Annotated in this window: 23 protein-coding genes and 1 pseudogene; 16 read left to right on the forward strand and 8 right to left on the reverse strand. The window is 61.6% G+C overall.

The window, feature by feature from the left end; translation table 11 throughout:
• Positions 1-40: 40 nt before the first annotated feature.
• A complete protein-coding gene (locus ICY20_RS25265; protein ID WP_194938909.1) occupies positions 41-667 on the reverse strand; it encodes a response regulator transcription factor in 627 nt (208 codons plus the stop codon).
• The gene (locus ICY20_RS25270; RefSeq protein ID WP_194938910.1) at positions 664-1,926 is read right to left on the reverse strand and encodes a sensor histidine kinase; all 1,263 of its coding nucleotides are present in this window, start codon (positions 1,924-1,926) and stop codon (positions 664-666) included. Before ICY20_RS25270 ends, ICY20_RS25265 begins: the two co-directional genes overlap by 4 nt.
• A 152-nt stretch (positions 1,927-2,078) precedes the next feature.
• Here ICY20_RS25270 and ICY20_RS25275 point away from each other — a divergent pair, with 152 nt between their 5' ends.
• The 6 genes from ICY20_RS25275 (at position 2,079) to ICY20_RS25300 (ending at position 7,089) form a co-directional block, all read left to right on the forward strand.
• The gene (locus ICY20_RS25275) at positions 2,079-3,251 is read left to right on the forward strand and encodes an ABC transporter substrate-binding protein (protein WP_194938911.1); all 1,173 of its coding nucleotides are present in this window, start codon (positions 2,079-2,081) and stop codon (positions 3,249-3,251) included.
• Positions 3,252-3,280: 29 nt separating this feature from the next.
• Positions 3,281-4,240, forward strand: coding sequence for a YVTN family beta-propeller repeat protein (locus ICY20_RS25280; RefSeq protein WP_194938912.1), 960 nt, complete (start codon positions 3,281-3,283; stop codon positions 4,238-4,240).
• Positions 4,237-4,968, forward strand: a complete 732-nt coding sequence (locus ICY20_RS25285; RefSeq protein ID WP_194938913.1) for an ABC transporter ATP-binding protein — start codon at positions 4,237-4,239, stop codon at positions 4,966-4,968. The genes ICY20_RS25280 and ICY20_RS25285 overlap by 4 nt, the downstream gene beginning before the upstream one ends.
• Positions 4,965-5,756 carry an ABC transporter permease gene (locus ICY20_RS25290; RefSeq protein ID WP_159962206.1) on the forward strand — a complete coding sequence of 264 codons (792 nt, stop codon included), beginning with the start codon at positions 4,965-4,967 and terminating at the stop codon, positions 5,754-5,756. The genes ICY20_RS25285 and ICY20_RS25290 overlap by 4 nt, the downstream gene beginning before the upstream one ends.
• 100 nt (positions 5,757-5,856) lie before the next feature.
• Positions 5,857-6,396 (forward strand): PQQ-dependent catabolism-associated CXXCW motif protein, encoded by a 540-nt coding sequence (locus ICY20_RS25295; RefSeq protein WP_194938914.1) that lies wholly within the window; start codon positions 5,857-5,859, stop codon positions 6,394-6,396.
• Positions 6,397-6,423: 27 nt separating this feature from the next.
• Positions 6,424-7,089, forward strand: coding sequence for a response regulator transcription factor (locus tag ICY20_RS25300; RefSeq protein WP_159962208.1), 666 nt, complete (start codon positions 6,424-6,426; stop codon positions 7,087-7,089).
• A 131-nt stretch (positions 7,090-7,220) separates the two neighbouring features.
• On the opposite strand, the pseudogene ICY20_RS25305 reads toward ICY20_RS25300, so the two are convergent.
• From ICY20_RS25305 to ICY20_RS25320, 4 genes and pseudogenes are all read right to left on the reverse strand, one after another.
• A pseudogene (locus ICY20_RS25305) lies at positions 7,221-8,828 on the reverse strand (PAS domain-containing hybrid sensor histidine kinase/response regulator); the annotation flags it as partial.
• A gap of 277 nt (positions 8,829-9,105) precedes the next feature.
• Complete coding sequence (gene nosP, locus ICY20_RS25310) at positions 9,106-10,251, reverse strand: nitric oxide-sensing protein NosP (protein WP_159962210.1); 1,146 nt, start codon at positions 10,249-10,251, stop codon at positions 9,106-9,108.
• Between the two features lie 244 nt (positions 10,252-10,495).
• The gene (locus ICY20_RS25315; RefSeq protein WP_159962211.1) at positions 10,496-11,671 is read right to left on the reverse strand and encodes a porin; all 1,176 of its coding nucleotides are present in this window, start codon (positions 11,669-11,671) and stop codon (positions 10,496-10,498) included.
• A gap of 145 nt (positions 11,672-11,816) precedes the next feature.
• Positions 11,817-12,629, reverse strand: coding sequence for a sulfite exporter TauE/SafE family protein (locus tag ICY20_RS25320; RefSeq protein WP_159962212.1), 813 nt, complete (start codon positions 12,627-12,629; stop codon positions 11,817-11,819).
• A gap of 132 nt (positions 12,630-12,761) precedes the next feature.
• Between ICY20_RS25320 and ICY20_RS25325 the strand changes: the two genes are divergently transcribed.
• Both ICY20_RS25325 and ICY20_RS25330 read left to right on the forward strand, forming a co-directional pair.
• Positions 12,762-13,625, forward strand: coding sequence for an MBL fold metallo-hydrolase (locus tag ICY20_RS25325; protein ID WP_194938915.1), 864 nt, complete (start codon positions 12,762-12,764; stop codon positions 13,623-13,625).
• Between the two features lie 101 nt (positions 13,626-13,726).
• A complete protein-coding gene (locus tag ICY20_RS25330; RefSeq protein ID WP_228758584.1) occupies positions 13,727-14,602 on the forward strand; it encodes a tyrosinase family protein in 876 nt (291 codons plus the stop codon).
• Between the two features lies 1 nt (position 14,603).
• Here the strand turns inward: ICY20_RS25330 and bkdR are convergent, their stop codons facing one another.
• The gene (bkdR, locus tag ICY20_RS25335; RefSeq protein ID WP_005789440.1) at positions 14,604-15,092 is read right to left on the reverse strand and encodes a Bkd operon transcriptional regulator BkdR; all 489 of its coding nucleotides are present in this window, start codon (positions 15,090-15,092) and stop codon (positions 14,604-14,606) included.
• Between the two features lie 194 nt (positions 15,093-15,286).
• Between bkdR and ICY20_RS25340 the strand changes: the two genes are divergently transcribed.
• The 5 genes from ICY20_RS25340 (at position 15,287) to ICY20_RS25360 (ending at position 21,443) form a co-directional block, all read left to right on the forward strand.
• Positions 15,287-16,522, forward strand: coding sequence for a 3-methyl-2-oxobutanoate dehydrogenase (2-methylpropanoyl-transferring) subunit alpha (locus ICY20_RS25340; protein WP_159962214.1), 1,236 nt, complete (start codon positions 15,287-15,289; stop codon positions 16,520-16,522).
• A gap of 1 nt (position 16,523) precedes the next feature.
• A complete protein-coding gene (locus ICY20_RS25345; RefSeq protein ID WP_010209333.1) occupies positions 16,524-17,582 on the forward strand; it encodes an alpha-ketoacid dehydrogenase subunit beta in 1,059 nt (352 codons plus the stop codon).
• Entirely contained in the window at positions 17,583-18,836 is a 1,254-nt protein-coding gene (locus ICY20_RS25350; protein WP_194938916.1) for a dihydrolipoamide acetyltransferase family protein, read from the forward strand. It begins immediately after the preceding gene.
• 3 nt (positions 18,837-18,839) lie between these two features.
• Positions 18,840-20,219 carry a dihydrolipoyl dehydrogenase gene (gene lpdA / locus ICY20_RS25355; RefSeq protein ID WP_194938917.1) on the forward strand — a complete coding sequence of 460 codons (1,380 nt, stop codon included), beginning with the start codon at positions 18,840-18,842 and terminating at the stop codon, positions 20,217-20,219.
• Between the two features lie 204 nt (positions 20,220-20,423).
• Complete coding sequence (locus tag ICY20_RS25360) at positions 20,424-21,443, forward strand: branched-chain amino acid aminotransferase (RefSeq protein WP_159962217.1); 1,020 nt, start codon at positions 20,424-20,426, stop codon at positions 21,441-21,443.
• Positions 21,444-21,568: 125 nt separating this feature from the next.
• On the opposite strand, the gene ICY20_RS25365 is transcribed toward ICY20_RS25360, so the two are convergent.
• Positions 21,569-22,453, reverse strand: a complete 885-nt coding sequence (locus tag ICY20_RS25365) for a GNAT family acetyltransferase (RefSeq protein ID WP_194938918.1) — start codon at positions 22,451-22,453, stop codon at positions 21,569-21,571.
• Between the two features lie 288 nt (positions 22,454-22,741).
• Here ICY20_RS25365 and ctlX point away from each other — a divergent pair, with 288 nt between their 5' ends.
• The 3 genes from ctlX (at position 22,742) to ICY20_RS25380 (ending at position 25,752) form a co-directional block, all read left to right on the forward strand.
• Entirely contained in the window at positions 22,742-23,668 is a 927-nt protein-coding gene (gene ctlX / locus ICY20_RS25370; protein WP_194938919.1) for a citrulline utilization hydrolase CtlX, read from the forward strand.
• An 11-nt stretch (positions 23,669-23,679) separates the two neighbouring features.
• The gene (locus ICY20_RS25375; RefSeq protein WP_159962220.1) at positions 23,680-24,726 is read left to right on the forward strand and encodes an ornithine cyclodeaminase; all 1,047 of its coding nucleotides are present in this window, start codon (positions 23,680-23,682) and stop codon (positions 24,724-24,726) included.
• A gap of 246 nt (positions 24,727-24,972) precedes the next feature.
• Complete coding sequence (locus ICY20_RS25380) at positions 24,973-25,752, forward strand: ABC transporter substrate-binding protein (RefSeq protein ID WP_194938920.1); 780 nt, start codon at positions 24,973-24,975, stop codon at positions 25,750-25,752.
• Positions 25,753-25,770 lie beyond the last annotated feature (18 nt).

Here is a 25,770-nt window from a genome sequence, read left to right on the forward strand (position 1 = left end):
TACCGTCTCAGTCCTAAAGAGGTTGTCTGAAACCGCACTATCACCCCGCCACCCGCACCACCCCCATATCAATCCCCACATGCACCAATTCCGCATGGGAACTCACCTGCAACTTGCTCTTGAGCAAAGTCAGGTGGTTGGACACGGTCTTGCTGCTGATACTCAACTGCTCAGCAATCTGCCTGGCCGGGGTGCCTTTGGCGAGCATCAGGAAGATCTCCATTTCTCGCGGGGTCATGCTGTGCAGGCGGGGGTCGGTGGGTTGGCAGGCCAGTTGGGTGGCCAGGGGTTGTTCGATGTAGGCGTGGCCGTCGAGGATGCGCCGTACGGCTTCGATCAGCACCTGGGGCGCGGAGCTTTTGGTCAGGTAGCCTGAGGCGCCGGCGTCGAGGGCCTGGCGCACCAGGGGCAGTTCGTCGTGCATGCTGAAAAACAATACCCGCAGTTGGGGCAAGCGTTGGCGCAGGCGGCGGGTGGTTTCCAGGCCGCTGATGCCGGGCAGGCCGAAGTCCATGATTACCAGGTTGGGCACCGCTTCTTGCACGCGGGCCAGGGCTTCTTCGCCGCTGGCGGCTTCGCGCACTTCAATCGCCGGTAGCAGCGCGCGCAGCAGGCTGGCGTAGCCCTGGCGCACCACGGCGTGGTCGTCCACCAACAGAATATTCATAGGGCCTCCACAGGCATGTTCAACGCCAGCGCCCAGCCTCTGCCGGGGTGGCTGATGATGGTCAATTCGCCGCCCAGACAGCGGGCGCGTTCGTACATTGAGTACAGGCCCACGCCGGGGCGCTGGGGTTGTTGGGCGCCGTGGCCGTTGTCGCGCACCCACAGGCGCAGACGCGAGCCGCGATGTTGCAGGCGTACGCGTACCTGGCTGGCGTCGGCGTGGCGCACGATGTTGGTCAGGGCTTCCTGGAGCAAGCGATACAGGTGGGTCTTGTTGGCCGGGGACAACGGCGGCATTGCTGCGCTGACCTGGAGTTGGCAGTCGATGCCATGGCTGGCGCGCCATTGCGCTACCAGCATGGCGAAGGCTTCGGACATCGGCAGGTGTTGCAGGGCCACCGGGTACAGGTCGTGGACCAGCACACGAAAGCCCTGCTGCAAGTGTTCGCAGTGTTCTTCCAACAGGCCCACGGTGCGCGCCAGTGTGTCGGGTTGATGAGCGATCAGCGGCAGCAGGCACACTTGGGCGCGAATCCCCGCGAGGTATTGGCCAAGGTCGTCGTGCAGGGTCTGGGCCAGGTGGGTGCGCTCTTGCTCCTGCACCGCCAGCAGGGTTTGGGTCAGCCGGGTGTTGTCGGTGCGGGCCTGTTCGAGGGCAGCGGTCATGCGGTTGAAATGCAGCGCCAATTGCTGGGCTTCCGGCACATCGGCACTGCGCAGACGCACATTGAGGCGGCCGCTGCACACCTGTTGCAGGGCCAGCAGCAGTTCGTCCAGAACGCCCATGCCCCGGCGCACGGCCCAGCGGATGGTCAGCAAGCTCAGGGCCAGCGCCAGGGCACAGAGGCCCAGCAGTTGTTGCAGGGAGTCCCAGACTTCATCGATCTCATCACGCGGGTCAACGGCGATGGACACGCGGCGGCCATCGGCCAAGTCAAGCACTTGGGCACTGTGACGCGCCTGGGCAAATAGCAGGCGCCCTAGCCACGCGTCGAGGCCGTCCTGCTGCGGCGCTTGCGCGGTTTCGCCGGGGGCCAGCCAATGCACGCGCACATGGCGCAGGCTGGCGGTGAGGCGCGGTTGCAGGCTGGCCGGGTCACGCTCGGCGGTTTCGCTGAGGTAATGCACCACCGCTTCGGCCGATTGCAGTTCGCGTTCCACATCCGCCAGGGCCTGGTGCATCAGCAGCGCCGTGCAGGCGCAGGTCACCAGGGCGAAGAAGCCGCAGACCCACAGGTTGATCCGCCACAGCGCCGACATGTCCCACCCCCGAACAGCCTATTGAGGCTCCATGCTAAGACCCAATCGCACGCAGCGAGCTACTACCTTGGTACTGCCCCAGCGCTACTTTCTGCATATTTGCAGGGGTAGCGGGGCTTTATATGCTGACGCCTCCTGTCGTGGAGTGCCTTATGCGCAAGCTGCCCCCTTACGCCGTGATCTGCCTGTTGGCAATCGCCTGGGCCTGCGCCGGCCAGGCGGCCGAGGCACCGTTGCAGGTGCAGATCGGCTACCTGGGCTATCGGCCTGACCCAGGGCCGCTGCTGTCCAACGTCATTCCTGAACCGGCGGATGCCGGGTTGCGCGGGGCTGAGCTTGCGATCATCGACAGCAACAGCACCGGCGCCTTTCTCAACCAGCGCTACAGCCTGATCGACGCCACGGTGGACACACCTGAAGCGTTGCTCGCCGCCGCAAAAAACCAACACGACCAGGGCCTGCGTCTGTTCGTGGTCAACGCCCCCGCCGCCAGCCTGCGCCAACTCAGCGCTGCAATGCCCGACAGCCTGCTGTTCAACGCCGGCAGCCCCGACGACAGCCTGCGCAGCACCGACTGCCTGGGCAACGTGCTGCACAGCCTGCCCAGCCGCGCCATGCTGGCCGATGCGCTGGCGCAGTTTCTGGTGCTGCGCAAATGGCAAAAAGCGCTGCTGATCGTGGGCCCCACCGAAGACGACCAAGCCTACGCCGCCGCCCTGCGCCGCGCCGCCAAGCGCTTTGGCGTGCAACTGGTGGCCGAGAAGCAATGGCGCTTCGACAACGACCAACGCCGCAGCGCCCAAGCAGATATGCCGCTGTTCACCCAAACCGCCGAATACGATGTGGTGCTGGTGGCCGACGAGCGCGGCGACTTCGGCGAGTACGTGCCCTACCAGACCTGGTACCCGCGCCCAGTCGCCGGCACCCAGGGCCTGACCCCCACCGGCTGGCACAAAACCGTGGAAACCTACGGCGCCGCACAACTGCAAAAACGCTTCGAGGCCCGGGCCGGGCGCTGGATGAACGACCGCGACTTCGCCGCCTGGATGGCGGTGCGCAGCGTGGCCAGCGCCGTGAGCAAGCTGCGTCAGGTGGACCCGATGAGCATCCGCCAATTGGCGATAAGCGAGCGGTTGCCCCTCGACGGTTTCAAGGGTCGCAAACTCAGCTATCGCCCGTGGAATGGCGAGCTGCGCCAACCGATCCCCATCGTGCAACCCCGCGCCCTGGTCAGCACCTCGCCCCAGGAAGGTTTTCTGCACCCCTTCAACGAAATGGACAGCCTGGGCTACGACAAACCCGAGGTCACTTGCCGCTTTCCCTAAACACGCACAACAACAATAAGGAATACGCCATGCGCCGCACCCTGCTCTCCTGCGCCCTGCTGCTTGCCGCCGGACACGCCGTGGCCGCCACGGCCTGGGTCTCCAACGAAAAAGACAACAGCCTGAGCCTGATCGACATGCAGACCCTGCAAGTCACCGACACGCTTAAAGTCGGCCAGCGCCCCCGTGGCCTGCTGCTGTCCCATGACAACAAGCTGCTGTACATCTGCGCCAGCGACTCGGACCGGGTGCAGGTGATGGACGTGGCCACGCGCAAGATCATTAAGGAACTGCCCTCGGGCAAAGACCCCGAGCAATTTGCCCTGCACCCCAATAACCGCTGGCTGTACGTCTCCAACGAGGACGATGCGCTGGTCACCGTGATCGATACCGAAACCTCCAAGGTGCTCGGCCAGATCAACGTCGGCGTCGAGCCCGAAGGTATGGCGGTAAGCCCGGATGGCAAGTGGGCGGTCAACACCAGCGAAACCACCAACATGCTGCACTGGATCGACACCAGCACCCAGACCCTGGCCGACAGTACCCTGGTGGACCAGCGCCCGCGTTTCGTCGAGTTCAACCACGATGGCACACAGCTGTGGGCCTCGGCGGAAATCGGCGGCACCGTGACCATCCTCGATGTGGCCAGCCGCGCCATCCTCAAGACCCTGACCTTCAAGATCAAAGGTGTACACCCCGACAAAGTGCAGCCGGTGGGCATCAAGCTCAGCGCCGATGGCAAATACGGTTTTGTCGCCCTGGGCCCGGCCAACCACGTAGCGGTGATCGACGCCAAGACCTACGAGATTCTCGACTACCTGCTGGTGGGTCGCCGCGTGTGGCAGCTGGCATTTACCCCGGATGAGAAACAACTGCTGGCCACCAACGGCGTGAGCGGCGACGTGTCGGTGATCGACGTGGACAGCCTCAAGGTGATCAAGTCGGTCAAGGTCGGGCGCTACCCGTGGGGCGTGGTGGTTACGCCATGAACGCCCTGGACGCCAGCGCCATCAGCTTTGCCTACGGTGCGCGCAAAGCTTTGGTGGATGTGAATTTCAGCCTGGCGCCCGGGCGGTTTGCGGCATTGCTGGGGCCCAATGGCGCGGGCAAATCGACGTTGATTGCCTTGCTCACGCGCCTGTATGACTTGCAAAGCGGCGACATCCGCGTGGGCGGCCATTCACTGCGCGAAAAACCCCGCGAAGCCCTGCGACAGCTGGGCGTGGTGTTCCAGCAAAGCACCCTGGACCTGGACTTGAGCGTCGAACAAAACCTGCGCTACCACGCTGCGCTGCATGGCCTTTCACGTCGCCAGACCGGCCTACGGGTAGACGCCGAATTGGCGCGCCAGGCCCTGGGCGAGCGACGCAGGGAAAAGGTCCGCGACCTCAACGGCGGCCACCGTCGCCGCGTGGAAATCGCCCGCGCCTTGCTGCATGAACCGCGCCTGCTGCTGCTCGATGAAGCCAGCGTCGGCCTCGACCCGGCCAGCCGCCTGGCGCTGAACCAACATGTGCGCACGCTGTGCCTGGAACAAGGCATCGGCGTGTTGTGGACCACTCACCTGCTGGATGAAGTACAACCCGACGACGCCTTGATGATTCTGCATCAGGGCCGCCTGGTGGCCAGCGGGCAACTCGACAGCCTGCTGCTGGAGCAAGGCGGCGATCTGGGTGGTTTGTTTGCGCGATTGACCCGAACAGGAGCCCTGGCATGAACGCCTACTGGCAATGCTTCAACGGCATCGTACTGCGCGAATGGCTGCGCTTTGTGCTGCAACGCACACGTTTTCTCAGCGCCCTGGTGCGCCCGTTGCTGTGGCTGTTGGTGTTCGCCGCAGGCTTTCGGGCGGCGTTGGGCATTTCGGTGATCGAACCCTACGACACCTACATTCCCTACGAGGTCTACATCATTCCGGGGCTGGCCTGCATGATCCTGCTGTTCAATGGCATGCAGGGCTCGCTGTCGATGGTCTATGACCGCGAGATGGGCAGCATGCGCGTGCTGCTCACCAGCCCGTTGCCGCGCACCTTTCTGCTGTGCAGCAAGTTGTTGGCGACCTCGTTGATCTCGTTGTTGCAGGTCTACGGTTTTCTGGCGATTGCCTGGGTGTACGGCGTGCAACCGCCAGCCATGGGCTTGTTGGTGGCGTTGCCGGCGTTGTTGCTGGTGGCGTTGATGCTCAGTGCCCTGGGGTTGTTGCTGTCCAACGCGATCCGGCAACTGGAGAACTTCGCCGGAGTGATGAATTTCGTGATCTTCCCGCTGTTCTTCATGTCGTCGGCGCTCTACCCGCTGTGGAAGATGCGCGACTCCAGCGAGTGGCTGTATTGGCTGTGTGCGATCAACCCGTTCACCCATGCCGTCGAGCTGGTGCGCTTTGCCCTGTACGAACGTTTCGCCGGCCTGGCGTTGGCGGTGTGCCTGGGGCTGACCCTGGTGTTTAGCGTACTGGCGGTGCTGACCTTCAACCCGCAGCACGCCGCACTGCGCAAAAAAGGCTGAAAACCTACTACTTTGGTACTGGTTTTCCTGTCTATCGTCGCATTCCCAAGGCAGCAGGACTGGCGTGTAATGGGCGCATAACGATAAGGATTGCCCCACCATGCTGCCCGTCCGACTGCCCTTGCTGGCCTTGCTGTGCCTGCTCTGCCTCAACGCCCAGGCTGACACGCCGTTGTTTTCTGCCGATGGCTACCGCATCAGCCTGTACCGCAGCCCCACGCCCGACCAAGTGAGCGGCGCGACCATCATCGACACCCCTGCCCTGCAAGCCCTGCTCAACCAGGCGACCACACCGGTATTGATCGACGTGTACCGCCGCCAATACCTGCAAGGCCGCTTCATCGAAGACCAGCCCCACGCCAACTTGCCCGGCAGCCATTGGCTGGCCAATACCGGCGACGGCGACCTCACGCCCGAGTGGCAAAGCTACTTGGTGCGCCACCTGTACAAGTTCACCGGCGGTCAGCTCGCGCGCCCGCTGGTCTTCTATTGCCGCTCCGATTGCTGGCTGAGTTGGAACGCGGTAAAACGAGCCACCCAATTGGGCTATACCTCTGTGTATTGGTATCGCGACGGGCTGGATGCATGGGAAGCGGCAAAACTGCCAGTGACGGCTGCAACACCCGAACCCTTTGAATAAAAAACCACAACAAGAAGGTGAACGGCCATGTACAAAATCCTGATCGCCGACGATCACCCGCTGTTTCGCGAAGCGATCCACAATGTGATAAGCGACGGTTTCCCCGGCAGTGATGTGATGGAAACCGCCGACCTGGACAGCGCCCTCGCCCTGACCCAGGACCACGACGACCTCGACTTGATCCTGCTGGACCTGAACATGCCCGGCATGCACGGCCTCAACGGGCTGATCAACCTGCGCAACGAGTCACCGACTATCCCCGTGGTGATCGTCTCGGCCGAGCAAGACAAGCAGATCGTGCTGCAAGCCATCACCTATGGTGCCGTGGGCTTTATCACCAAGTCTTCGCCACGCCTGCAAATGACCGAGGCGATCCAGCAGATTCTCAACGGCAACGTGTACCTGCCGCCAGACATCATCCGCACCCAGAAGAGCACCAGCCAACGCCGCCTCAACGACAGCCCGGGCTTTGCGCCGGAGCTGTTGCAGGCGCTGACCCGCAAGCAATTGCTGGTGCTGGAGCGCATGACCAAGGGGGAGTCGAACAAGCAGATTGCCTATACGTTGGAGATTGCCGAGACCACGGTGAAAGCGCATGTGTCGGCGATATTGCGAAAGTTGAATGTGCATAATCGGGTGCAGGCAATTCTCAGTGCTGGGGACATTGATTTCGGCTCGTACCTGCGCCGCTGACCTCTCAGACATAGGGAGATCAAAATGTGGGAGGGGGCTTGCCCCCGATTGCTGAGTGTCAGTCAACATCTACTTGGCTGACACACTGCCATCGGGGGCAAGCCCCCTCCCACATTTTATTCGGTGTTTTGTCAGGGGCGTCCGAGCAGGTGGCTCATCGCTGTTTTCAACTTCATCGGCCGCACCGGCTTATGCATCAACGTATGCCCCAACTCCCGAATCTGCTGTTTTAGCTCATTGCTGTAGTTGGCGGTAATCATCAACGCCGGCACCGCACTCCCTCGCCGGGCGTTGATGCGGGCCACGGCATCCACACCGTTCTGGTCATCATCGAGGTGGTAGTCGGCAATCAATAAATCCGCCTCGGCATGATAGTTGTCTACCTGCCGCGCCAAATCCTGCTCTGACAACGCGGTGATCACCTGGCAACCCCAGCCCTCCAGCAACGTACGCATACCGGCGCAGATCGCCGCGTCGTTATCCAGCACCCACACCCGCGCGCCTTGCAGGCGCTCAAGCAAGACTTCGCTCATGCATGGCATGGGCAGTGACTTGGGCGCGGTGGCGCTCAGGGGCACTTCCACGCAAAACATCGAGCCCTTGCCCGGCCAGGATTTGACGGTGATGCGGTGGCCGAGAATCCCGGCGATTTTTTCGACAATGGCCAGGCCCAACCCCAGCCCGCGATCCTGGTCGGGGCGCTGCACATCGCCGCGCTTGAACTCCTGGAAAATCTCTTCCAAACGGTCTTCGGCAATGCCCATGCCGCTGTCCCACACTTGGATCAGCAGCCGCTGGTTCTGACGCCGGCAACCCAACACCACCCGGCCCTTGTAGGTGTAGCGCAGTGCATTGCTCAACAGGTTGCGCAGAATGCGCGCCAGCAGCTGGATATCGCTGCGCACCAGCGCCGAGCAACCGACAAAGTGCAATTGCAGGCCTTCGGCGCGTGCCAGTTCGGTGTATTCGGCGGCGAGGTTGTCCAGCAGTTCGCTGAGGGCGAACGGGGCGATATCGGCCTTGATCACGCCGGCGTCGAGCTTGGAAATATCCACCAGGGTGCCCAGCAAATTCTCCACGTCTTCCAGGGAGTTGCTCACGTTGCGCACCAGGGTTTCGCTGGGGCGTTCGAGCAAGGCGCTGGTAAACAGGCGGGCGGCGTTCAGCGGTTGCAGCAGGTCGTGGCTGACGGCGGCGAGGAATTTGGTTTTTGACAGGTTGGCCTGTTCGGCTTCCTGCTTGGCTTCGCGCAGGCGGGTTTCCATGCGGCGACGTTCGTCGATTTCCTTGAGCAGTTGGTCGTTGAGGGCGGTGAGCTCTGAGGTGCGCTGGGCCACGCGCTGTTCCAGGTGCTGATAGGCCTGGTGCAGGGCTTCGGCGGTGCGGCGGCGTTCAGTAATATCGCGGATCAGCACAAAGATGCCCACCACTTCGCCCGTCGCCAGCAGGTTGGGCACGTAGGAGCGCAGCATGTAGCGCTCCTGGTTGTTGATATTGGTTTCGGCAAACTCAAAGGTCACGCTCTCGCCCGCCAAGGCGCGGGTGACGTAGGCATCCAGGCGCTGGCAGTGCTGCTCGCTGTGCACTTCCCGCAGGCTCTGGCCGAGCATCATGCCGCGCGGCCAGCAGTACCATTCTTCATAGACCTTGTTGGTGAATTCGTAGACCAGGTCGGCATTCAGGTAGCCGATCAGGGCCGGTACGTTGTCGGTGATCAGGCGGATCCAGCGTTCGCTTTCCTGGGCTTTTTGTGCGGCGGCCTGTTCGCCCCGCAGGGTTTCGGCGCGCAGGCGGGCGTTGATCAGCAGGTGGTTGCTGGCCTTGAGTTCGGCCATCGCCTGGTTGAGCGCATCAGTGCGTTCGCGCACTTGCTCGGCGAGCACCACCGAATGCTGGAAGGTGGTGTAAGGGTTGTTGCCTTGGGTCATGCCGGATTCGATGCGCTCGATCAGCGCCGCGTTGATCCGCGTCAGCTTCTGGTTGGCCTGTTGCAACTGCGCAACCTGCGCGTGCAGTTCAGCGTCGGCCACGGGCAATGGCGACCCCAGTGAAGGTCTGGTTGATGTGCATGCCATTGAACTGTTCTCCGTAGGTGTTGAAGCCCAGCACCCGTTGGTCGCGCAGGTAGTTGCCGATCTGCTCCAGATCGCCGTTGTCTTCGAGCTCCATGCGCCGCAAAAAACAATCGCAGCCAATGGTCAGCAACAGATCGCCAAGGCGCGCTTGCAGGCCGTCGAACAAGGCTTCGAGGTTCGGCAGGATCGGGCCGGGCTTCATCACCGTCAGCACGATGCCGTTCTCTACCGCGCAGTAGAAGCTCAGGCTCAGGTCTTCGTGCACCTGCTGGATGGCACGCACGTAGTACTGGTCGTGGATGCGCACCGCCAGCGGGTGGGCGGCGAAGGTGCGATGGTCAAGGTCGGCCACCGCCACGCCGATATGCCGCGCGTATTCTTCGGCGGCGGGTTCGGCGTTGAGTTCATACACTCGACGTGACGGGCTGTCGGCGCCGGTGACCACCAGTTTTTCCGTGCGCGGCAGGATGTGGTGGGTGGTGAACACCTCAAAATCCAGCCAGGTATTGACCAGCACCACTACCGCCGCGCCGCTGTGGAACACGCCGTTGAAGTACACGTGGGTGTGGGTCAGGAAGTTGTCATCGCCGGCCGAGCCGCCGAAGTGCGGAATATCCCCCAGGGCTGCGCTGAGGGCGGCGAGTACCATTTCTTCGCGGCTGGACAGGCCGTCGAGCAAGGTCAAGGCGAAGGTGTTGCCCTTGATCGGCGCCAGGGTGTTGCTGCGACAGCCACCGACCAGCCGCTCGACCATGTCCTGAGCGCCGATCAGGCTGAAATGCTCGACCTCATCGATCAGTTCCGTGGCGATGGAAAAATGCGCATGGTTAAAGCCCATCGCCGTGATGCAATTGCGCCCGTAGCCTTGGGGCGTGATCTCGCCAGCACTGGTGCAACCCACCACGCGCACGTTGCCAAAGCACTGTTGCAGCGCTTGGCCGAGGGCCTGGAGGTTGTAGGAGGCGGAGCAGAAAAACAGCACGAAGCCCAGGTACGGATGTAGCAGTTGGCGGGCCAACTCTTCAGCGGCCTGCCCTGGGTCGGTGGCCTGGGACATGGCGCTGACTACGCCTTCACTGTTGTGCATCGTTGGTTTCCCCCTCTGAAGTTTGAGTGTACGAAGGCTGGGGGGTTGGACCTATGCTACTTGGGTACTGGGTGGGGGGATGCGATGGGATGAATATCTCAAGACTACTCTCTCAAAAGCAGTGGAGATCAAATGTGGGAGGGGGCTTGCTCCCGATGGCAGTGTGTCAGTCACTGCATTAGTTGACTGATGTTCCGCTATCGGGAGCAAGCCCCCTCCCACATTTTGATTGCATTTCAGATGACTACCAAGTCAAGACAGCACCTACTGCAAAGGTGTCCGTGTCTTCATTCTGCGCACTGGTGTCATGCCCCTTGATCTGAAACTGGTTGTACTCCGCCACCAGCTTCAGGTTGGCATTCACATCATGGAACAACGCAATGCCACGGGTTTCATAATCCGCCCCGCTGCCCACCACGCCGTTGCCGTCATCCTTGGTCTTGCCATAGGACAGCGCCAAACGGTTCTTGCCCAGCTTGTACGAGCCCTGCACCAGGTAGCCGTTGCTGTCGACATTGCGCAGAGTGGCTTCGCCAGCGTTGTTGGTGAAAAACGGGTTGATGCCTTTGGCCTGGAAGCCCGAGCCGGTCAGCGACAAGCCGCCCATTTTTGCCTGCACGCCGTAGCCCAGGCCCTTCGACGTAACGCTGGCCACGGTGGAGTCGGTGTTGTCGGAGGTCTGGTAGCTGCCGTTGAGCCAGCTGTAGATCTTCGCCCCGCCCACGTCGAACTGGTAGGTGATCTCGCTCTCGGTGCGTGGGTTCTTCTGGTAGGCCTTACCCAACGCACTGCTGTCGTTGGTGTCGACCGGGTCCATGATGCCGACGGCCACGCGCAGGCCGTCCATCAACGGGGTGCGGTAGGTGATCTGCGAGGTGGGGAATGGGTACGGGTAGCCGCTGCCGATATTGCCGAACGACACGCCGCCGCCGTCCACCAGGCCCAGGCTGTCGCTGACCTGGCCGTAGCCTGCGAGCAGTTCGTCCAAGAGGATGTTGGAGCGGGCAAACAGGCCGAAGTCCTTGCCGATCAGCACTTCGCCCCATTCGGGGTTGGCCACGGTGCCGTAGAACTGGCGCACGTCGATGGCAGTGTCGGTGCCGTTGGTTTCGCTGTCGTTGATGGTCACCCAGAACGACGCACGGGCGCCGAGCTTGAGATCGTCAACCTGCTTGCCCATGTTGAAGCCCAGGTAGTTGGGCAAAAAGCCCATTTTCACGCGGGACTGGCGACGGTCGTATTGGTCACCGGCGCGGTCGACGTCGCTGTTGACGTAGAAGGCGTTGATGTAGCCATCGGTGGAGAAGGTGGTTTCGTCCTTGTCGTACAGCATGATTTCGGCGCTGGCGAACGGGCTCAGGCCCAGGCCGACGATAAAAGCTGGCAACAGACGCAGGGGGACATTCTTATTGTTATGCATGGCGCGCTCCGCAACGGGGACTTGATGTCGGAGGCGATTATCGAAAGCCCGAAGGCCACGGCCTACGCTGCCTTGGCCGTGGTTTCGGAATGCTTTGGGCGGGCCGTGGGTGCCCGGCAAGTTCGGCGTAAGCCGGGCCCGGCACTTAGTGCGTAAGACCGGCCTTGGCCAACATGCCCACAGCCACCAGTACACACAGGCTGGCAAACCCCACTTGCAAGGTGCGCGCCGGGATCACCGAACACAGGCGCCGACCGACGAGCATGCCGACGATGCTCGCACCGATAAACACCCAGCCCACCGGTTCGATGCGCACCCCGGCATGGAACGCGCCGGCCACGCCGATCAGGGAAATCAGGCTGATCACCATCAGGGAAGTGGCGACGATGCCGCGCATCTGCACATCAGTGAGTTGCTTGAACGCCGGCACGATCAGGAAGCCGCCGCCCACGCCCAGCAGGCCGGACACGGCGCCGGTCACCGCGCCCAACGCCGCCAAGGTGGCGCTGCACTTGGCGGTCCAGGCCAGGCGGCCGGTCTGTTGGTCGAGCATGCAATTCTTCTGGCCCCAGGACGCGGTGCCGTGGTCACTCGGCCCCGGCTCGGTTTTTTCGCGCTGCAACATGCGCCAGGCCACCAGCACCATCAGCGCACTGAACAGGCCCATCAGCACGGCTTCCGGCAATTGGTGGGCGAAGAACACCCCGACTGGCGAAAACAGCGCGCCCAACAAGGCGATCAATAGCGCGGCGCGATAACGCACCAAGCCGTGGCGCAAACCGTCGATGGCCCCTACCGCCGCTGCCGCGCCTACTGCGAGCAGCGACACCGGTGCGGCCTGGGTCATGCTCAGCCCTAACCCCAACACCAACGCCGGCACCCCGAGGATGCCACCGCCCGCACCCGTCAGGCCCATCACCAGGCCCATCAACAACCCCAAACAACTTGCCAGCAACATTCAATTCACCTTAGGCAGGAAGCTGCCGTGTGGCGTCACATCCCGCAGTAGCGATCCTTTGCCCAGGACCGTTTGTTTCACTTAAGCTGGCAAGCCTATGTGCAAATCACGTCGATACCAAGGACCACCGTCATGCCAGCTCTGATCCAAGCCTTTTTGGACGAAGCGTCGTCGACCTACACCTACGTCCTGCATGAGGCCGATAACGGCCCCTGCGCCATCGTCGATTCGGTGCTCAACTACGACCCCGCCTCCGGGCGCACCGACACGCGCCAGGCCGATAAGGTGATCGCCTATGTGCGCGAACATCGCCTGCAGGTCGAGTGGCTGCTGGAGACCCATGCCCACGCCGACCACTTGTCTGCCGCGCCCTACCTGCGCCGCACCTTGGGCGGCAAGATTGCAATTGGCCAGTCCATCAGTACCGTGCAGGACGTGTTCAAAAACCTGTTCAACCTGGAGCCCGAATTTCGCGTGGACGGCTCGCAGTTCGATCACCTGTTTGCGCCGGATGAAGTGTTTCATATCGGCAACATCAAGGCCCAGGCCCTGCACGTGCCGGGGCATACGCCGGCAGACATGGCCTACTTGATCGACGACCGGTTGATCCTGGTAGGCGACACGCTGTTTATGCCGGACGTGGGCACTGCGCGTTGTGACTTCCCGGGTGGCGATGCGCGGCAGTTGTTTGCGTCGATGCGCAAGTTGCTGGCTTATCCGCCTCAGACGCGACTGTACGTATGCCATGACTACCCACCCGAGGGGCGGGAGGCAAAATGCCTGACGACGGTAGCGGAGCAGCGAGCGGGCAATATTCATGTGCATGACGGCGTGGATGAGGCGCAGTTTGTCGAAATGCGCACCCGCCGTGATGCAGGGTTGGGAATGCCCACGCTGCTGCTGCCGGCGATCCAGGTGAATGTGCGTGCGGGAAATATGCCGCCAGCGGAAGACAATGGGGTGGTGTACCTGAAGATCCCGGTCGATCGCCTTTAAGGGGGGGTTAACCGTTATTGAAATATCAACCTTCGCACAATGACTATGTAAGTAACGCCCGCGACGGATAGCCACTGACAAAATCCAGGGACAACCATCCTATGGAGAACTTGCTGAACATGGACATCCGGCGCAACCACCGCGATCTTTCAACCGAACAAAAAGCCACCTTGGTCAAAGCCATTTGGGCGCTCAAAAATCACCTGCCGAGCATCCTCAAGCTCGGCGAGCAAAAACGCTACGATGACTTTGTGCAAATCCACCGCAACTCCATGGGCGGGGCAAATCCGCTGGTGCCCAACCCACATGGAAACCCGCTGTTTTATCCGTGGCACCGCATCCTTATCCGTCAGTTTGAACTGGCGCTGAAGGAAGCCGCCCAAAACCCGGATATCACCCTGCCCTACTGGGATTGGCAGCTAACAGGGCGCAGCAACCCCTTCACCCCCAACTTCATGGGTGGCAACGGCGACAGCATGCAAAATCAACGCGTCACCACCGGACCTTTTGCGTATTCGAGCCAGATGTTTCCCATCCGTGTCTGGGACTCTGCCAAAGGCGATGAGGGGCTGCGACGCAACCTGGGGGAGGAGCGGGATCGTGCACTCCCCCGCCCCGAGGACGTCATTTCTGCCTTGGCCAGAACCCCCTATTGGGGAGAGGAAGGATGGGAGAACGTCAGCGAGGACACGCTGCACAACAGAGTCCACAGTTGGATCGGCGGCAACATGGGCGAGGCGTCGTCTTCCAACGACCCAATCTTTTTCCTGCACCACTGCTATCTGGACTACTTGTGGGAGCAATGGCGTAAGCAACATCCACTCACTGAACCGTTCCAACCCAGAGCCGACGCTCCAAACGGCGTGCTGGGCTCCAGGCTGGTTTTCAACCCACCCGACGAACCAGCACCCTGGCCACAAACCTGGGCTGTAGAGCAAACGCTGAGCACTGAAGCGCTCGGTTACAGATACGAATGACTCAGTTGCCCAAACTGATGCCATTGGCCGGCAGGGGTAACGCCGTCTTGTAACGCACCTGCTTCAAGGCAAAGCTTGAGCGGATGTTGGCCACACCGGGCACTTTGGTCAAAAAATCCATCATGAAGCGCTCCAACGACTGGATCGTCGGCACCAGCACCCGGATCAAATAGTCCGGGTCGCCGGCCATCAGGTAGCACTCCATCACCTCCGGTCGGTCGGAGATCGCGCCTTCGAACTGCTGCAACGCCAGCTCATTCTGTTTTTCCAGGCTCACGTGGATAAACACGTTCACGTGCAGCCCCAGTAAATCGGCGTCCAGCAGGGTGACTTGCTCGCGGATCAGGCCTAACTCTTCCATCGCCTTCACCCGGTTGAAACATGGCGTGGGCGACAGGTTGACCGAGCGGGCCAGGTCGGCGTTGGTGATGCGCGCGTTCTCTTGCAGGGCGTTGAGAATGCCGATATCGGTACGGTCCAGTTTGCGCATGAGACAAAATCACCTGCATATTATGTTTATGCAGATTTTTTATCCGCAAATGATCTTAAGCGCAACGAAACAGAGATAAATATTCTTCTACGCCCCGCCTATGATTGTTGTAGGACAAGATTTCCCCTACCCGGGGACTGACTGTCAGCTAGCGCGCCCACTACAAGAAATTCACAAGATAGAGCGTAGAAGCCATGACCCAGCAGTATGAACCACTGCGCCTGCACGTCCCTGAACCCTCGGGCCGCCCAGGCTGCAAGACCGACTTCACTTACCTGCGCCTGACCGACGCCGGCACAGTGCGCAAACCTGCCATTGACGTAGAACCCGCCGACACCGCCGACCTGGCCAAGGGCCTGATCCGGGTGCTCGACGACCAGGGCCAGGCCCTGGGGCCGTGGGCCGAAGGCGTCCCCGCCGAGATCAAGCGCAAAGGCATGCGCGCGATGCTCAAGACGCGCATCTTTGACAACCGCATGGTGGTCGCCCAGCGTCAGAAAAAAATGTCGTTCTACATGCAAAGCCTTGGCGAAGAAGCCATCGGCAGCGCCCAGGCCCTGGCCTTGAACATCGACGACATGTGCTTCCCCACCTACCGCCAGCAAAGCATCCTGATGGCGCGCGAAGTGCCCTTGGTGGATTTGATCTGCCAACTGCTGTCCAACGAGCGCGACCCGCTCAAGGGCCGTCAGTTGCCGATCATGTATTCGGTAAAAGACGCAGGCTTTTTCACCATTTCCGGCAACCTCGCCACTCAATTCGTACAAGGCGTGGGCTGGGGCATGGCCTCGGCGATCAAGGGCGATACCAAGATCGCCTCCGCCTGGATCGGTGACGGCGCTACCGCTGAGTCCGACTTTCACACCGCCCTCACCTTTGCCCACGTCTACCGCGCGCCGGTGATCCTCAACGTGGTCAACAACCAATGGGCCATCTCCACCTTCCAGGCGATTGCCGGCGGTGAAGCCACGACCTTCGCCGGACGCGGCGTCGGTTGCGGCATCGCCTCCCTGCGTGTGGACGGCAACGACTTCATCGCGGTGTACGCCGCCTCTGCCTGGGCTGCCGAGCGCGCGCGCCGCAACCTGGGGCCGACGCTGATCGAGTGGGTCACTTACCGTGCCGGCCCGCACTCTACGTCCGATGATCCTTCCAAGTACCGCCCCGCCGACGACTGGAGCCACTTCCCCTTGGGCGACCCGATTGCCCGCCTCAAGCAGCACCTGATCCAGATTGGCCAGTGGTCCGAAGAGGAGCACGCGGCGGTCAGCGCTGAGCTTGAAGCCGAAGTGATCGGCGCACAGAAAGAAGCCGAACAGTACGGCACCCTCGCCGGCGGCCAGATTCCAAGCGCCGCGACCATGTTCGAAGATGTCTATAAAGAGATGCCGGAGCACTTGAAGCGCCAGCGTCAAGAGTTGGGGATCTGACATGAACGATCACAACAACAGCATTGAAGTGGAAACCGCCATGACCACCACGACCATGACCATGATCCAGGCCCTGCGCTCGGCCATGGATGTGATGCTCGAACGCGACGACAACGTGGTGGTATTCGGCCAGGACGTCGGCTACTTCGGCGGCGTGTTCCGCTGCACCGAAGGCCTGCAAACCAAGTACGGCAGTTCGCGGGTGTTTGACGCGCCGATTTCCGAAAGTGGCATTGTCGGCGTGGCCGTAGGCATGGGCGCCTACGGCTTGCGCCCGGTGGCCGAAATCCAGTTCGCCGACTACGTCTACCCTGCCACTGACCAGATCATCTCTGAAGCTGCACGCTTGCGGTATCGTTCGGCCGGCCAGTTCACGGCGCCACTGACCATGCGCATGCCCTGCGGTGGCGGCATCTACGGCGGCCAGACCCACAGCCAGAGTATCGAAGCGGTGTTCACCCAGGTCTGCGGCCTGCGCACGGTGATGCCGTCAAACCCCTATGACGCCAAGGGACTGCTGATCGCCTCCATCGAAAACGATGACCCGGTGATCTTCCTTGAGCCCAAGCGCCTGTACAACGGCCCGTTCGACGGCCATCACGACCGCCCGGTGACCCCGTGGTCGAAACACCCCCAAGCACAAGTGCCGGATGGTTACTACACCGTGCCGCTGGACGTGGCCGCCATCGTGCGCCCAGGTTCTGCCGTCACCGTGCTGACCTACGGCACCACCGTGTATGTGTCCCAAGTGGCCGCCGAAGAAACCGGCATCGACGCCGAAGTCATCGACCTGCGCAGCCTGTGGCCACTGGACCTGGAAACCATCGTCAAATCCGTGAAAAAGACCGGCCGTTGCGTGGTGGTGCATGAAGCCACCCGCACCTGCGGCTTTGGTGCCGAGTTGGTGTCGCTGGTGCAGGAGCATTGCTTCCATCACCTGGAAGCGCCGATCGAACGCGTGACCGGTTGGGACACCCCCTACCCCCACGCGCAAGAGTGGGCGTATTTCCCAGGGCCGTCCCGTGTGGGCGCAGCGTTGAAACGGGTTATGGAGGTCTGAATGGGCACGCACGTTATCAAGATGCCGGACATTGGCGAAGGCATCGCGGAAGTTGAACTGTCGGTCTGGCATGTGAAGGTCGGCGACCTGGTGGTTGAAGACCAGGTGCTGGCGGATGTGATGACCGACAAGGCGATGGTAGACATTCCCTCGCCGGTGCACGGCAAGGTGATTTCCCTCGGCGGCGAGCCAGGTGAAGTCATGGCGGTGGGCAGTATTTTGATCAGCATTGAAGTGGAAGGTGCGGGCAACGCCAAGGATGTGCCGGTGGTGAAGGAGGCGCCGAAGGCTGAACCTGTCGCAGAAGCCAAGCCCGCGCCAGTGGCTGAAACCAAACCAGTCATAAAGGCTGCTGCGGCGCCAGTTGCCCGCGATGCCGACGAACGCCCGCTGGCCTCCCCCGCCGTGCGCAAGCACGCATTGGATGCTGGCATTCAGTTGCGTCTGGTCCAGGGCACAGGCCCTGCGGGCCGAGTTCTCCACGAAGACCTCGACGCGTACTTGCAACAAGGCACGGCGAAGGCTTCATCCACAGCCAACCCTTACGCCGAACGCAATACCGAAGAACAGATCCCGGTGATCGGCATGCGCCGCAAGATCGCCCAGCGTATGCAGGACGCCACCCGCCGCGCCGCACATTTCAGCTACGTGGAAGAGATTGACGTCACCGCCCTGGACGAGCTGCGCGTGCACCTCAACGAAAAACACGGCGCCGCCCGCGGCAAGCTGACCCTGCTGCCGTTCATTGTGCGTGCCATGGTCGTCGCGCTGCGAGACTTCCCGCAGATCAACGCCCGTTACGACGACGACGCCCAGGTCATCACCCGCCTCGGCGCGGTGCATGTGGGCGTCGCTACCCAGAGCGATGTTGGCCTGATGGTGCCGGTGGTTCGCCACGCCGAAGCCCGCAGCCTGTGGGGCAATGCCGAGGAAATCGCGCGTTTGGCCACGGCCGCACGCAACGGCAAGGCCAGCCGTGACGAGCTCTCCGGCTCGACCATTACCCTGACCAGCCTGGGCGCGTTGGGCGGCATCGTCAGCACGCCGGTGCTGAACTTGCCGGAAGTGGCCATCGTCGGCGTCAACCGCATCGTTGAACGGCCGATGGTGATCAAGGGCCAGATCGTGGTGCGCAAGATGATGAACCTCTCCAGCTCGTTCGATCACCGGGTGGTCGATGGCATGGACGCGGCGCAATTCATCCAGGCCATTCGCGGCCTGCTCGAACAACCCGCCAGCCTGTTCCTGGAGTAAGTCATGTCTCAGACTTTAAATACGACGCTGCTGATTATCGGCGGCGGCCCTGGCGGGTATGTGGCCGCGATTCGGGCCGGCCAGCTCGGTATCCCGACGATCCTGGTGGAAGGCCAGGCACTGGGCGGTACCTGCCTGAATATCGGCTGCATCCCGTCCAAGGCCCTGATCCATGTGGCTGAGCAGTTCCAGCAAACCATCCACCATAGCCAGGGCTCACAACTGGGTATCGAAGTGGATGTGCCGACCCTGGACATCCGCAAAAGCGTGGAATGGAAAGATGGCATTGTCGACCGCCTGACCACCGGTGTTGCGGCGCTGTTGAAAAAACACAAAGTGCAGGTGATCCACGGCTGGGCCAAGGTGGTGGACGGCAAGACCGTCGACGTCGGCGAGCAGCGTATCCAGTGTGAACACCTGCTGTTGGCGACCGGTTCTACCAGCGTCAACCTGCCGATGCTGCCGATTGGCGGGCCGATCATTTCGTCCACCGAAGCGTTGGCGCCGACCCGCGTGCCTAAACGTCTGATCGTGGTGGGTGGCGGCTATATCGGCCTGGAGCTGGGCATTGCCTACCGCAAGCTCGGCGCCGAGGTGAGTGTGGTCGAGGCGCAGGACCGTATCCTGCCGGCCTACGATGCCGAACTGACAGCGCCTGTGAACGAATCCCTCAAGCAACTGGGCGTGAAGCTGTACCTCAAACACAGCGTCACCGGGTTTGCAGATGGCAACCTGCAAGTGCGCGACCCGAACGGCGACACCGTGTCGCTGGCCACTGATCAGGTGCTGGTGGCCGTTGGTCGAAAACCCAATACACATGGCTGGAACCTCGAAGCGCTGAACCTGACGATGAACGGCGCAGCGATCAAGATCGACAACCATTGCCAGACCAGCATGCGCAACGTGTATGCCATCGGTGACCTGAGCGGCGAGCCGATGCTGGCCCACCGCGCCATGGCCCAGGGTGAAATGGTCGCCGAACTGATCAGCGGCCTAACTCGTGAATTCAACCCGGCGGCGATCCCGGCAGTCTGTTTTACCGACCCGGAACTGGTGGTGGTCGGCAAGACGCCCGATGAAGCCAAGGCTGCTGGGCTGGACTGCATCGTGTCGAGCTTCCCGTTCGCCGCCAATGGCCGGGCCATGACCCTCGAGTCGAAAACCGGGTTTGTTCGGGTGGTGGCGCGGCGCGATAACAACCTGATCGTCGGCTGGCAAGCGGTCGGGGTGGGTGTGTCGGAGCTGTCCACCGCCTTCGGCCTGAGCCTGGAAATGGGTGCGCGCCTGGAAGATGTGGCAGGCACCATTCATGCCCATCCGACCCTTGGCGAAGCCGTGCAGGAAGCGGCTTTAAGGGCGCTGGGGCACGCGTTGCATCTGTAAATCCGTGGCGAGGCCATCGCGGGCAAGCCCGGCTCCCACAGGGGAATGCATTCCAACTGTGGGAGCTGGCTTGCCTGCGATAGCGATGGATCAGCCAATACACAGGCTGAAGGTGTCCACCCGGTGGCTCCCACACAAGCCAAGAATGAAGTATTGTTGCGCCCATTCAGAAAAAAACCGACTTGACCAACGATAGAGGGTGTCATGGGTAACGAAAGCATCAATTGGGACAAGCTGGGCTTTGACTACATCAAGACCGACAAACGGTTTATCCAGATTTTCAAAGACGGCGAGTGGCAAGAAGGCACCCTGACCGACGACAACGTGCTGCACATCAGCGAGGGCTCCACCGCCCTGCACTATGGCCAGCAATGCTTTGAAGGCCTGAAGGCCTACCGTTGCAAGGACGGTTCGATCAACCTGTTCCGCCCCGACCAGAACGCCGCCCGCATGCAACGCAGCTGCGCCCGCCTGCTGATGCCGCATGTGCCGACCGACGTGTTCATCGACGCCTGCAAACAAGTAGTCAAGGCCAACGAGCGGTTTATCCCGCCGTACGGCAGTGGCGGCGCGCTGTACCTGCGCCCGTTCGTGATCGGCACCGGTGACAACATCGGCGTGCGTACCGCACCGGAGTTCATCTTCTCCGTGTTTGCCATCCCGGTTGGCGCCTACTTCAAGGGCGGCCTGGTGCCACACAACTTCCAGATCTCCACCTTCGACCGCGCCGCGCCACAAGGCACCGGTGCCGCCAAGGTCGGTGGCAACTACGCCGCCAGCCTGATGCCAGGTTCCGAAGCCAAGAAAGCCGGCTTCGCCGATGCGATCTACCTGGACCCAATGACCCACTCCAAGATTGAAGAGGTCGGTTCGGCCAACTTCTTCGGGATCACCCACGACAACCAGTTCATCACGCCGAAGTCGCCTTCGGTACTGCCAGGCATCACCCGCCTGTCGCTGATCGAACTGGCCAAGACCCGCCTGGGCCTGGACGTGGTTGAAGGTGAAGTGTTCATCGACAAGCTGGACCAGTTCAAGGAAGCCGGCGCCTGCGGTACCGCTGCGGTGATCTCGCCGATCGGCGGCATCCAGTACAACGGCAAGCTGCATGTGTTCCACAGCGAGACTGAAGTGGGCCCGATCACCCAGAAGCTTTATAAAGAGCTGACCGGTGTGCAGACCGGTGATGTTGAAGCGCCAGAGGGTTGGATCGTCAAGGTCTAAGCCACGCAGCGTTTACCCATGTGGGAGGGGGCTTGCTCCCGATAGCGGTGGTTCAGTCAATATTTCAGTGACTGACACTCCGCTATCGGGGGCAAGCCCCCTCCCACATTTGATCTCCGGTGTTTTCAGGGGATGTTCTCGACAATCTTCTTGCCCATGCTAATCCTCGGCTCCACCCCATACCCCAACGCCTCGTAAAACCCCGTCACCGCATCATTGCCACTGGTGATCTGCAGGTTGATCTTCATACAGCCCAAGGCCGTCAACGCCTGCTCTGCATGTCGCACCAACGAAGACCCCAGCCCATGACGCCGATAGTCGGCGTGCACCGCCACCGAATACAGCCAACCACGATGGCCGTCGTAGCCGGCGAGAATGGTGCCGATCACGGCTTTTTTATCTGTCGCTACAAAGAACAAACCATCGTTGACGGCGAGCTTCTTGTCGATCGCCAGAGTGGGCAGGTTATGGGCGGTGTCATAGCCAAAAGCCTCCTGCCACAAAGCCACCACTTGAGCGCGATGCTGACGGTCGCGATACAGCCCAATGGGATGCCGCGACAGCAACGCCTTTTCCATCACCAGGGTACGTTCATTGCCGTGGTAAACGTCGCGCACGCTGTGAAACCCCAGCTTGGTATAGAACGGCTCGGCAGTCAGTGAAGACGGCACGCTCAGTACCGTCACGCCAGATTCGCGGGCACGCAGTTCGATCTCGATCATCAAAAGCCGACCGATCCCCTGCCCCTGCAGCGCCGGGTTGACGAACACCGAGCGCACGACGTTGGCATCCAGCGCTGCTGTGGCCACGATGACCTCGCCCTGCACCGCCACCAGCACAACCCGTCGCTTGAGCAAGGCCAGCACCGCTTCAGGGGTGAAGTTACTGGCAACCCGGGCGATCACATCCGCCGGGTAATCCTGCGCATTGCTGCTGTGCAGGGCTGCCAGGATCACCTGGCTGATGCTTTCGGCGTCAAAGGGTTGGGCGGGGCGAACGGTGGTCGACATGCAGGGCTCCTTGCTGAAAACAGATATCAAAACCACCCCCATACTAATGTGGGAGCTGGCTTGCCTGCGATAGCGGTCTGTCAGTCAACACATCTGGCACTGATACACCGCCATCGGGGGCAAGCCCCCTCCCACATTTGACTGCATTTCAAAGCCGGCAGCCGATTCGGTTGTACCACCTCCCCTTTCAGCTTTCCCGGCTGAGCGCCCCCGCTGTTTCAGCCGGGATTCATCCCGCACAACCGACAAAATACTCCTCACCGCCCAACCCCATGGACCCGTGCCCCCATGCAAACCACCAACACCGTCTTGATGATCCGCCCGGCGCGCTTTGCCTTCAACCCGGACACCGCGATCAACAACCGCTTCCAGCGCCAGCCCCTCGACCCGCTCGGCGCGCAACAGAAAGCGCTGCAAGAGTTCGACGGTTATGTCGACACCCTGCGCCAGCATGGCGTGGAAGTGTTGGTGGTACAGGACACGCCTGCGCCCCACACCCCCGACTCGATCTTCCCCAATAACTGGTGGAGCAGCCACGCCGACGGCAGCCTGGTGCTGTACCCGATGGAAGGCCAGAACCGCCGGCTGGAACGCGACAAAGGCGTGCTTCAAGTGCTGGAACAACGTTTTGCGATCAACAGCACCATCGACCTGAGCCACCTGGAGCAACAGAACATCTTCCTCGAAGGCACCGGCAGCATGGTGCTCGACCGTCAACACCGCATCAGCTACGCCTGCCACTCCGGGCGCACCCACCACGACGCCCTGCGCCAGTTCGCCGAACGCCTCGACTATCAGCTCTGCGTATTCCACGCCGTCGACCGCCACCACGCGCCGATCTACCACAGCAACGTGATGATGAGCGTGGGCCGCGACCTCTCGGTGGTGTGCCTGCAAGCCTTGCCCGATGCCGATGAGCGCCTGGCCCTGGAGCGCTCCCTGCGCGACACCGGCAAAGACATCCTTGCCCTGAACTTCGACCAACTCGAAGCCTTCGCCGGCAACATGCTTGAAGTGCACGACCGCGACGGGCAGCCGTTGCTGGTGATGTCTGCCAGCGCCTGGGGCGCCCTGCAACCGGCGCAGCGCCAGCATGTCGAGCGCCACACGCGACCAGTGGTGGTGAACATCGACAACATCGAACGCATCGGCGGTGGCAGTGCCCGCTGCATGTTGGCGGAAGTGCACCTGCCTGCCCGCCCCTCATTTCAATAAGGAGTCTTGCCATGACCCGTTATATCGACGTCAACGACCTCAGCTACCTGGTTTCGCAAAAAAGCCTGCAAACCTGCATCAGCGAAATGGCCGAGTACATCCGCGCCGACTACCTGCGCTGGCAGGACTTCGAAAAGTGCGCACGCCTGGCCAACCACTCGCCCGATGGCGTGATTGAGCTGATGCCGGTGTCGGATGCGTCGCTGTACGCCTTCAAGTATGTAAACGGCCACCCAAAAAACACCCTGGCCGGGATGCTCACGGTCATGGCCTTCGGCGCCCTGGGGGATGTGGACACCGGCAAGCCCGTGCTGCTGGCGGAAATGACCCTGACCACCGCGATCCGTACCGCCGCCACCTCGGCCCTGGTGGCACGCTACCTGGCCCGCGACAACAGCCGCAGCATGGCGCTGATCGGCAACGGTTCCCAGAGTGAATTCCAGGCGCTGGCCTTCCACGCCATGCTCGGCATCAATGAGATTCGCCTGTTCGACATCGACGCCAAGGCTACCGCCAAGCTGGCAGCCAACCTCAAGGCGTTCCCGGCGATCAAGGTCATTGTGGCCGCCAGCGTGGCCGACGCGGTGAAAGGTGCAGACATCGTCACCACCGTCACGGCCGATAAAGCGTACGCCACCATCCTGACCGACGAGATGATCGAGCCCGGCATGCACCTCAACGCCGTGGGCGGCGACTGCCCCGGCAAAACCGAGCTGGACCGACGTATCGTTGAACGCGCCCGGGTGATCGTCGAGTACGAGCCACAAAGCCGTATTGAAGGTGAGATCCAGCATATGCCTGAAGACTCGCCGGTGACGGAGCTGTGGCAAGTGATCAACGGCCAGCAACCCGGGCGTGAGAACGCACGCCAAATCACCCTGTTCGACTCCGTGGGCTTTGCCATCGAAGACTACTCGGCCCTGCGGTATGTGCTGGACGTCGCCAAAGCACTCGATATCGGTAGCGAACTGGAGCTGGTGCCCGACCTGGCCGACCCCAAAGATCTGTTTGCGCGCCTGGCCCAGCAACCAGCGCTACAGCACAAAAAGCGCGCCTGAGACCGCTCTGGTCTGCCCCTTTGCGTGGGGGGCGGGCCAGATTCAGCGAACCGCAAAGCCGATTCAGCGGGTTCCACAGCCGATTCCGCTGCATTGCACTTTTTAACAGCGCAATTTGCGCTTCGTGCGAGGGGTAAACGACACAAAAAACGCACCACCATGAAGCATTCTCTCCCCCAACAAAAACGATTTGTTTCAACCTTATTACTGCCCCTGACATCAATTACAAAATATAGGGACCACACCATGACTCCATTGCGATCACTGTTCGCTGCGTTGCTGTTGCCACTGTGCGCCACTGCCGCCCAGGCCCAAGAGTGGAAAGAAATCCGCTTTGGCGTATTCCCCGAATACCCGCCTTTCGAATCCGTGGCCGCCGACGGCAGCCTGCAAGGCTTCGATATCGAATTGGGCAACGCCATCTGCGCCAAGCTCGAAGTCAAATGCACCTGGGTACACAACGAATTCGACGGCATGATCCCGGCCCTGCGCGCACGCAAGTTCGACGCCATCATGTCGTCCATGGCCGTGACCCCGGCGCGTGAAAAAGTTATCGACTTCACCGACCGCCTGTTCCTCAGCCCGACGTCGGTGATCACCCGCAAAAGCGCCGAGTTTGGCGACACACCTGAATCGCTCAAAGGCAGGCAAGTCGGCGTGCTGCAAGGCTCGTTGCAAGAAGCCTATGCCCGTGCGCACCTGGCCAAGCTTGGCGCGCAGATCAAGGCGTACCAGTCCCAGGAACAGAACTACGCCGACCTGCAGAACGGGCGCCTCGACGCGACCCTGACCGACAAGCTCGAAGCCCAGCTCAACTTCCTGTCCAAGCCCGAAGGCGCCGACTTCAAGACCGGCCCGGCGTTCAAAGACCCGACTTTGCCGCTGGACATCGCCATGGGCCTGCGCAAGAACGACCAGGACCTGCGTACGCTGATCAATAAGGGCATTGCGGCCGTGCAGGCGGATGGCACTTACGCGCAGATCCAGAAGAAGTACTTCGGGGATCAGGACATCTACAACGAGTAATGCCACTGCCTTCCAGTG

This window comes from Pseudomonas pisciculturae (assembly GCF_015461805.1).
GTDB lineage: Bacteria > Pseudomonadota > Gammaproteobacteria > Pseudomonadales > Pseudomonadaceae > Aquipseudomonas > Aquipseudomonas pisciculturae.

Excerpts from the sequence above, each read along its gene's own strand:
- ICY20_RS25265 (WP_194938909.1), bottom strand. The coding sequence starts at position 667 with ATGAATATTCTGTTGGTGGACGACCACGCCGTGGTGCGCCAGGGCTAC.
- ICY20_RS25270 (WP_194938910.1), bottom strand. The coding sequence starts at position 1,926 with ATGTCGGCGCTGTGGCGGATCAACCTGTGGGTCTGCGGCTTCTTCGCC.
- ICY20_RS25275 (WP_194938911.1), top strand. The coding sequence starts at position 2,079 with ATGCGCAAGCTGCCCCCTTACGCCGTGATCTGCCTGTTGGCAATCGCC.
- ICY20_RS25280 (WP_194938912.1), top strand. The coding sequence starts at position 3,281 with ATGCGCCGCACCCTGCTCTCCTGCGCCCTGCTGCTTGCCGCCGGACAC.
- ICY20_RS25285 (WP_194938913.1), top strand. The coding sequence starts at position 4,237 with ATGAACGCCCTGGACGCCAGCGCCATCAGCTTTGCCTACGGTGCGCGC.
- ICY20_RS25290 (WP_159962206.1), top strand. The coding sequence starts at position 4,965 with ATGAACGCCTACTGGCAATGCTTCAACGGCATCGTACTGCGCGAATGG.
- ICY20_RS25295 (WP_194938914.1), top strand. The coding sequence starts at position 5,857 with ATGCTGCCCGTCCGACTGCCCTTGCTGGCCTTGCTGTGCCTGCTCTGC.
- ICY20_RS25300 (WP_159962208.1), top strand. The coding sequence starts at position 6,424 with ATGTACAAAATCCTGATCGCCGACGATCACCCGCTGTTTCGCGAAGCG.
- nosP (WP_159962210.1), bottom strand. The coding sequence starts at position 10,251 with ATGCACAACAGTGAAGGCGTAGTCAGCGCCATGTCCCAGGCCACCGAC.
- ICY20_RS25315 (WP_159962211.1), bottom strand. The coding sequence starts at position 11,671 with ATGCATAACAATAAGAATGTCCCCCTGCGTCTGTTGCCAGCTTTTATC.
- ICY20_RS25320 (WP_159962212.1), bottom strand. The coding sequence starts at position 12,629 with ATGTTGCTGGCAAGTTGTTTGGGGTTGTTGATGGGCCTGGTGATGGGC.
- ICY20_RS25325 (WP_194938915.1), top strand. The coding sequence starts at position 12,762 with ATGCCAGCTCTGATCCAAGCCTTTTTGGACGAAGCGTCGTCGACCTAC.
- ICY20_RS25330 (WP_228758584.1), top strand. The coding sequence starts at position 13,727 with ATGGAGAACTTGCTGAACATGGACATCCGGCGCAACCACCGCGATCTT.
- bkdR (WP_005789440.1), bottom strand. The coding sequence starts at position 15,092 with ATGCGCAAACTGGACCGTACCGATATCGGCATTCTCAACGCCCTGCAA.
- ICY20_RS25340 (WP_159962214.1), top strand. The coding sequence starts at position 15,287 with ATGACCCAGCAGTATGAACCACTGCGCCTGCACGTCCCTGAACCCTCG.
- ICY20_RS25345 (WP_010209333.1), top strand. The coding sequence starts at position 16,524 with ATGAACGATCACAACAACAGCATTGAAGTGGAAACCGCCATGACCACC.
- ICY20_RS25350 (WP_194938916.1), top strand. The coding sequence starts at position 17,583 with ATGGGCACGCACGTTATCAAGATGCCGGACATTGGCGAAGGCATCGCG.
- lpdA (WP_194938917.1), top strand. The coding sequence starts at position 18,840 with ATGTCTCAGACTTTAAATACGACGCTGCTGATTATCGGCGGCGGCCCT.
- ICY20_RS25360 (WP_159962217.1), top strand. The coding sequence starts at position 20,424 with ATGGGTAACGAAAGCATCAATTGGGACAAGCTGGGCTTTGACTACATC.
- ICY20_RS25365 (WP_194938918.1), bottom strand. The coding sequence starts at position 22,453 with ATGTCGACCACCGTTCGCCCCGCCCAACCCTTTGACGCCGAAAGCATC.
- ctlX (WP_194938919.1), top strand. The coding sequence starts at position 22,742 with ATGCAAACCACCAACACCGTCTTGATGATCCGCCCGGCGCGCTTTGCC.
- ICY20_RS25375 (WP_159962220.1), top strand. The coding sequence starts at position 23,680 with ATGACCCGTTATATCGACGTCAACGACCTCAGCTACCTGGTTTCGCAA.
- ICY20_RS25380 (WP_194938920.1), top strand. The coding sequence starts at position 24,973 with ATGACTCCATTGCGATCACTGTTCGCTGCGTTGCTGTTGCCACTGTGC.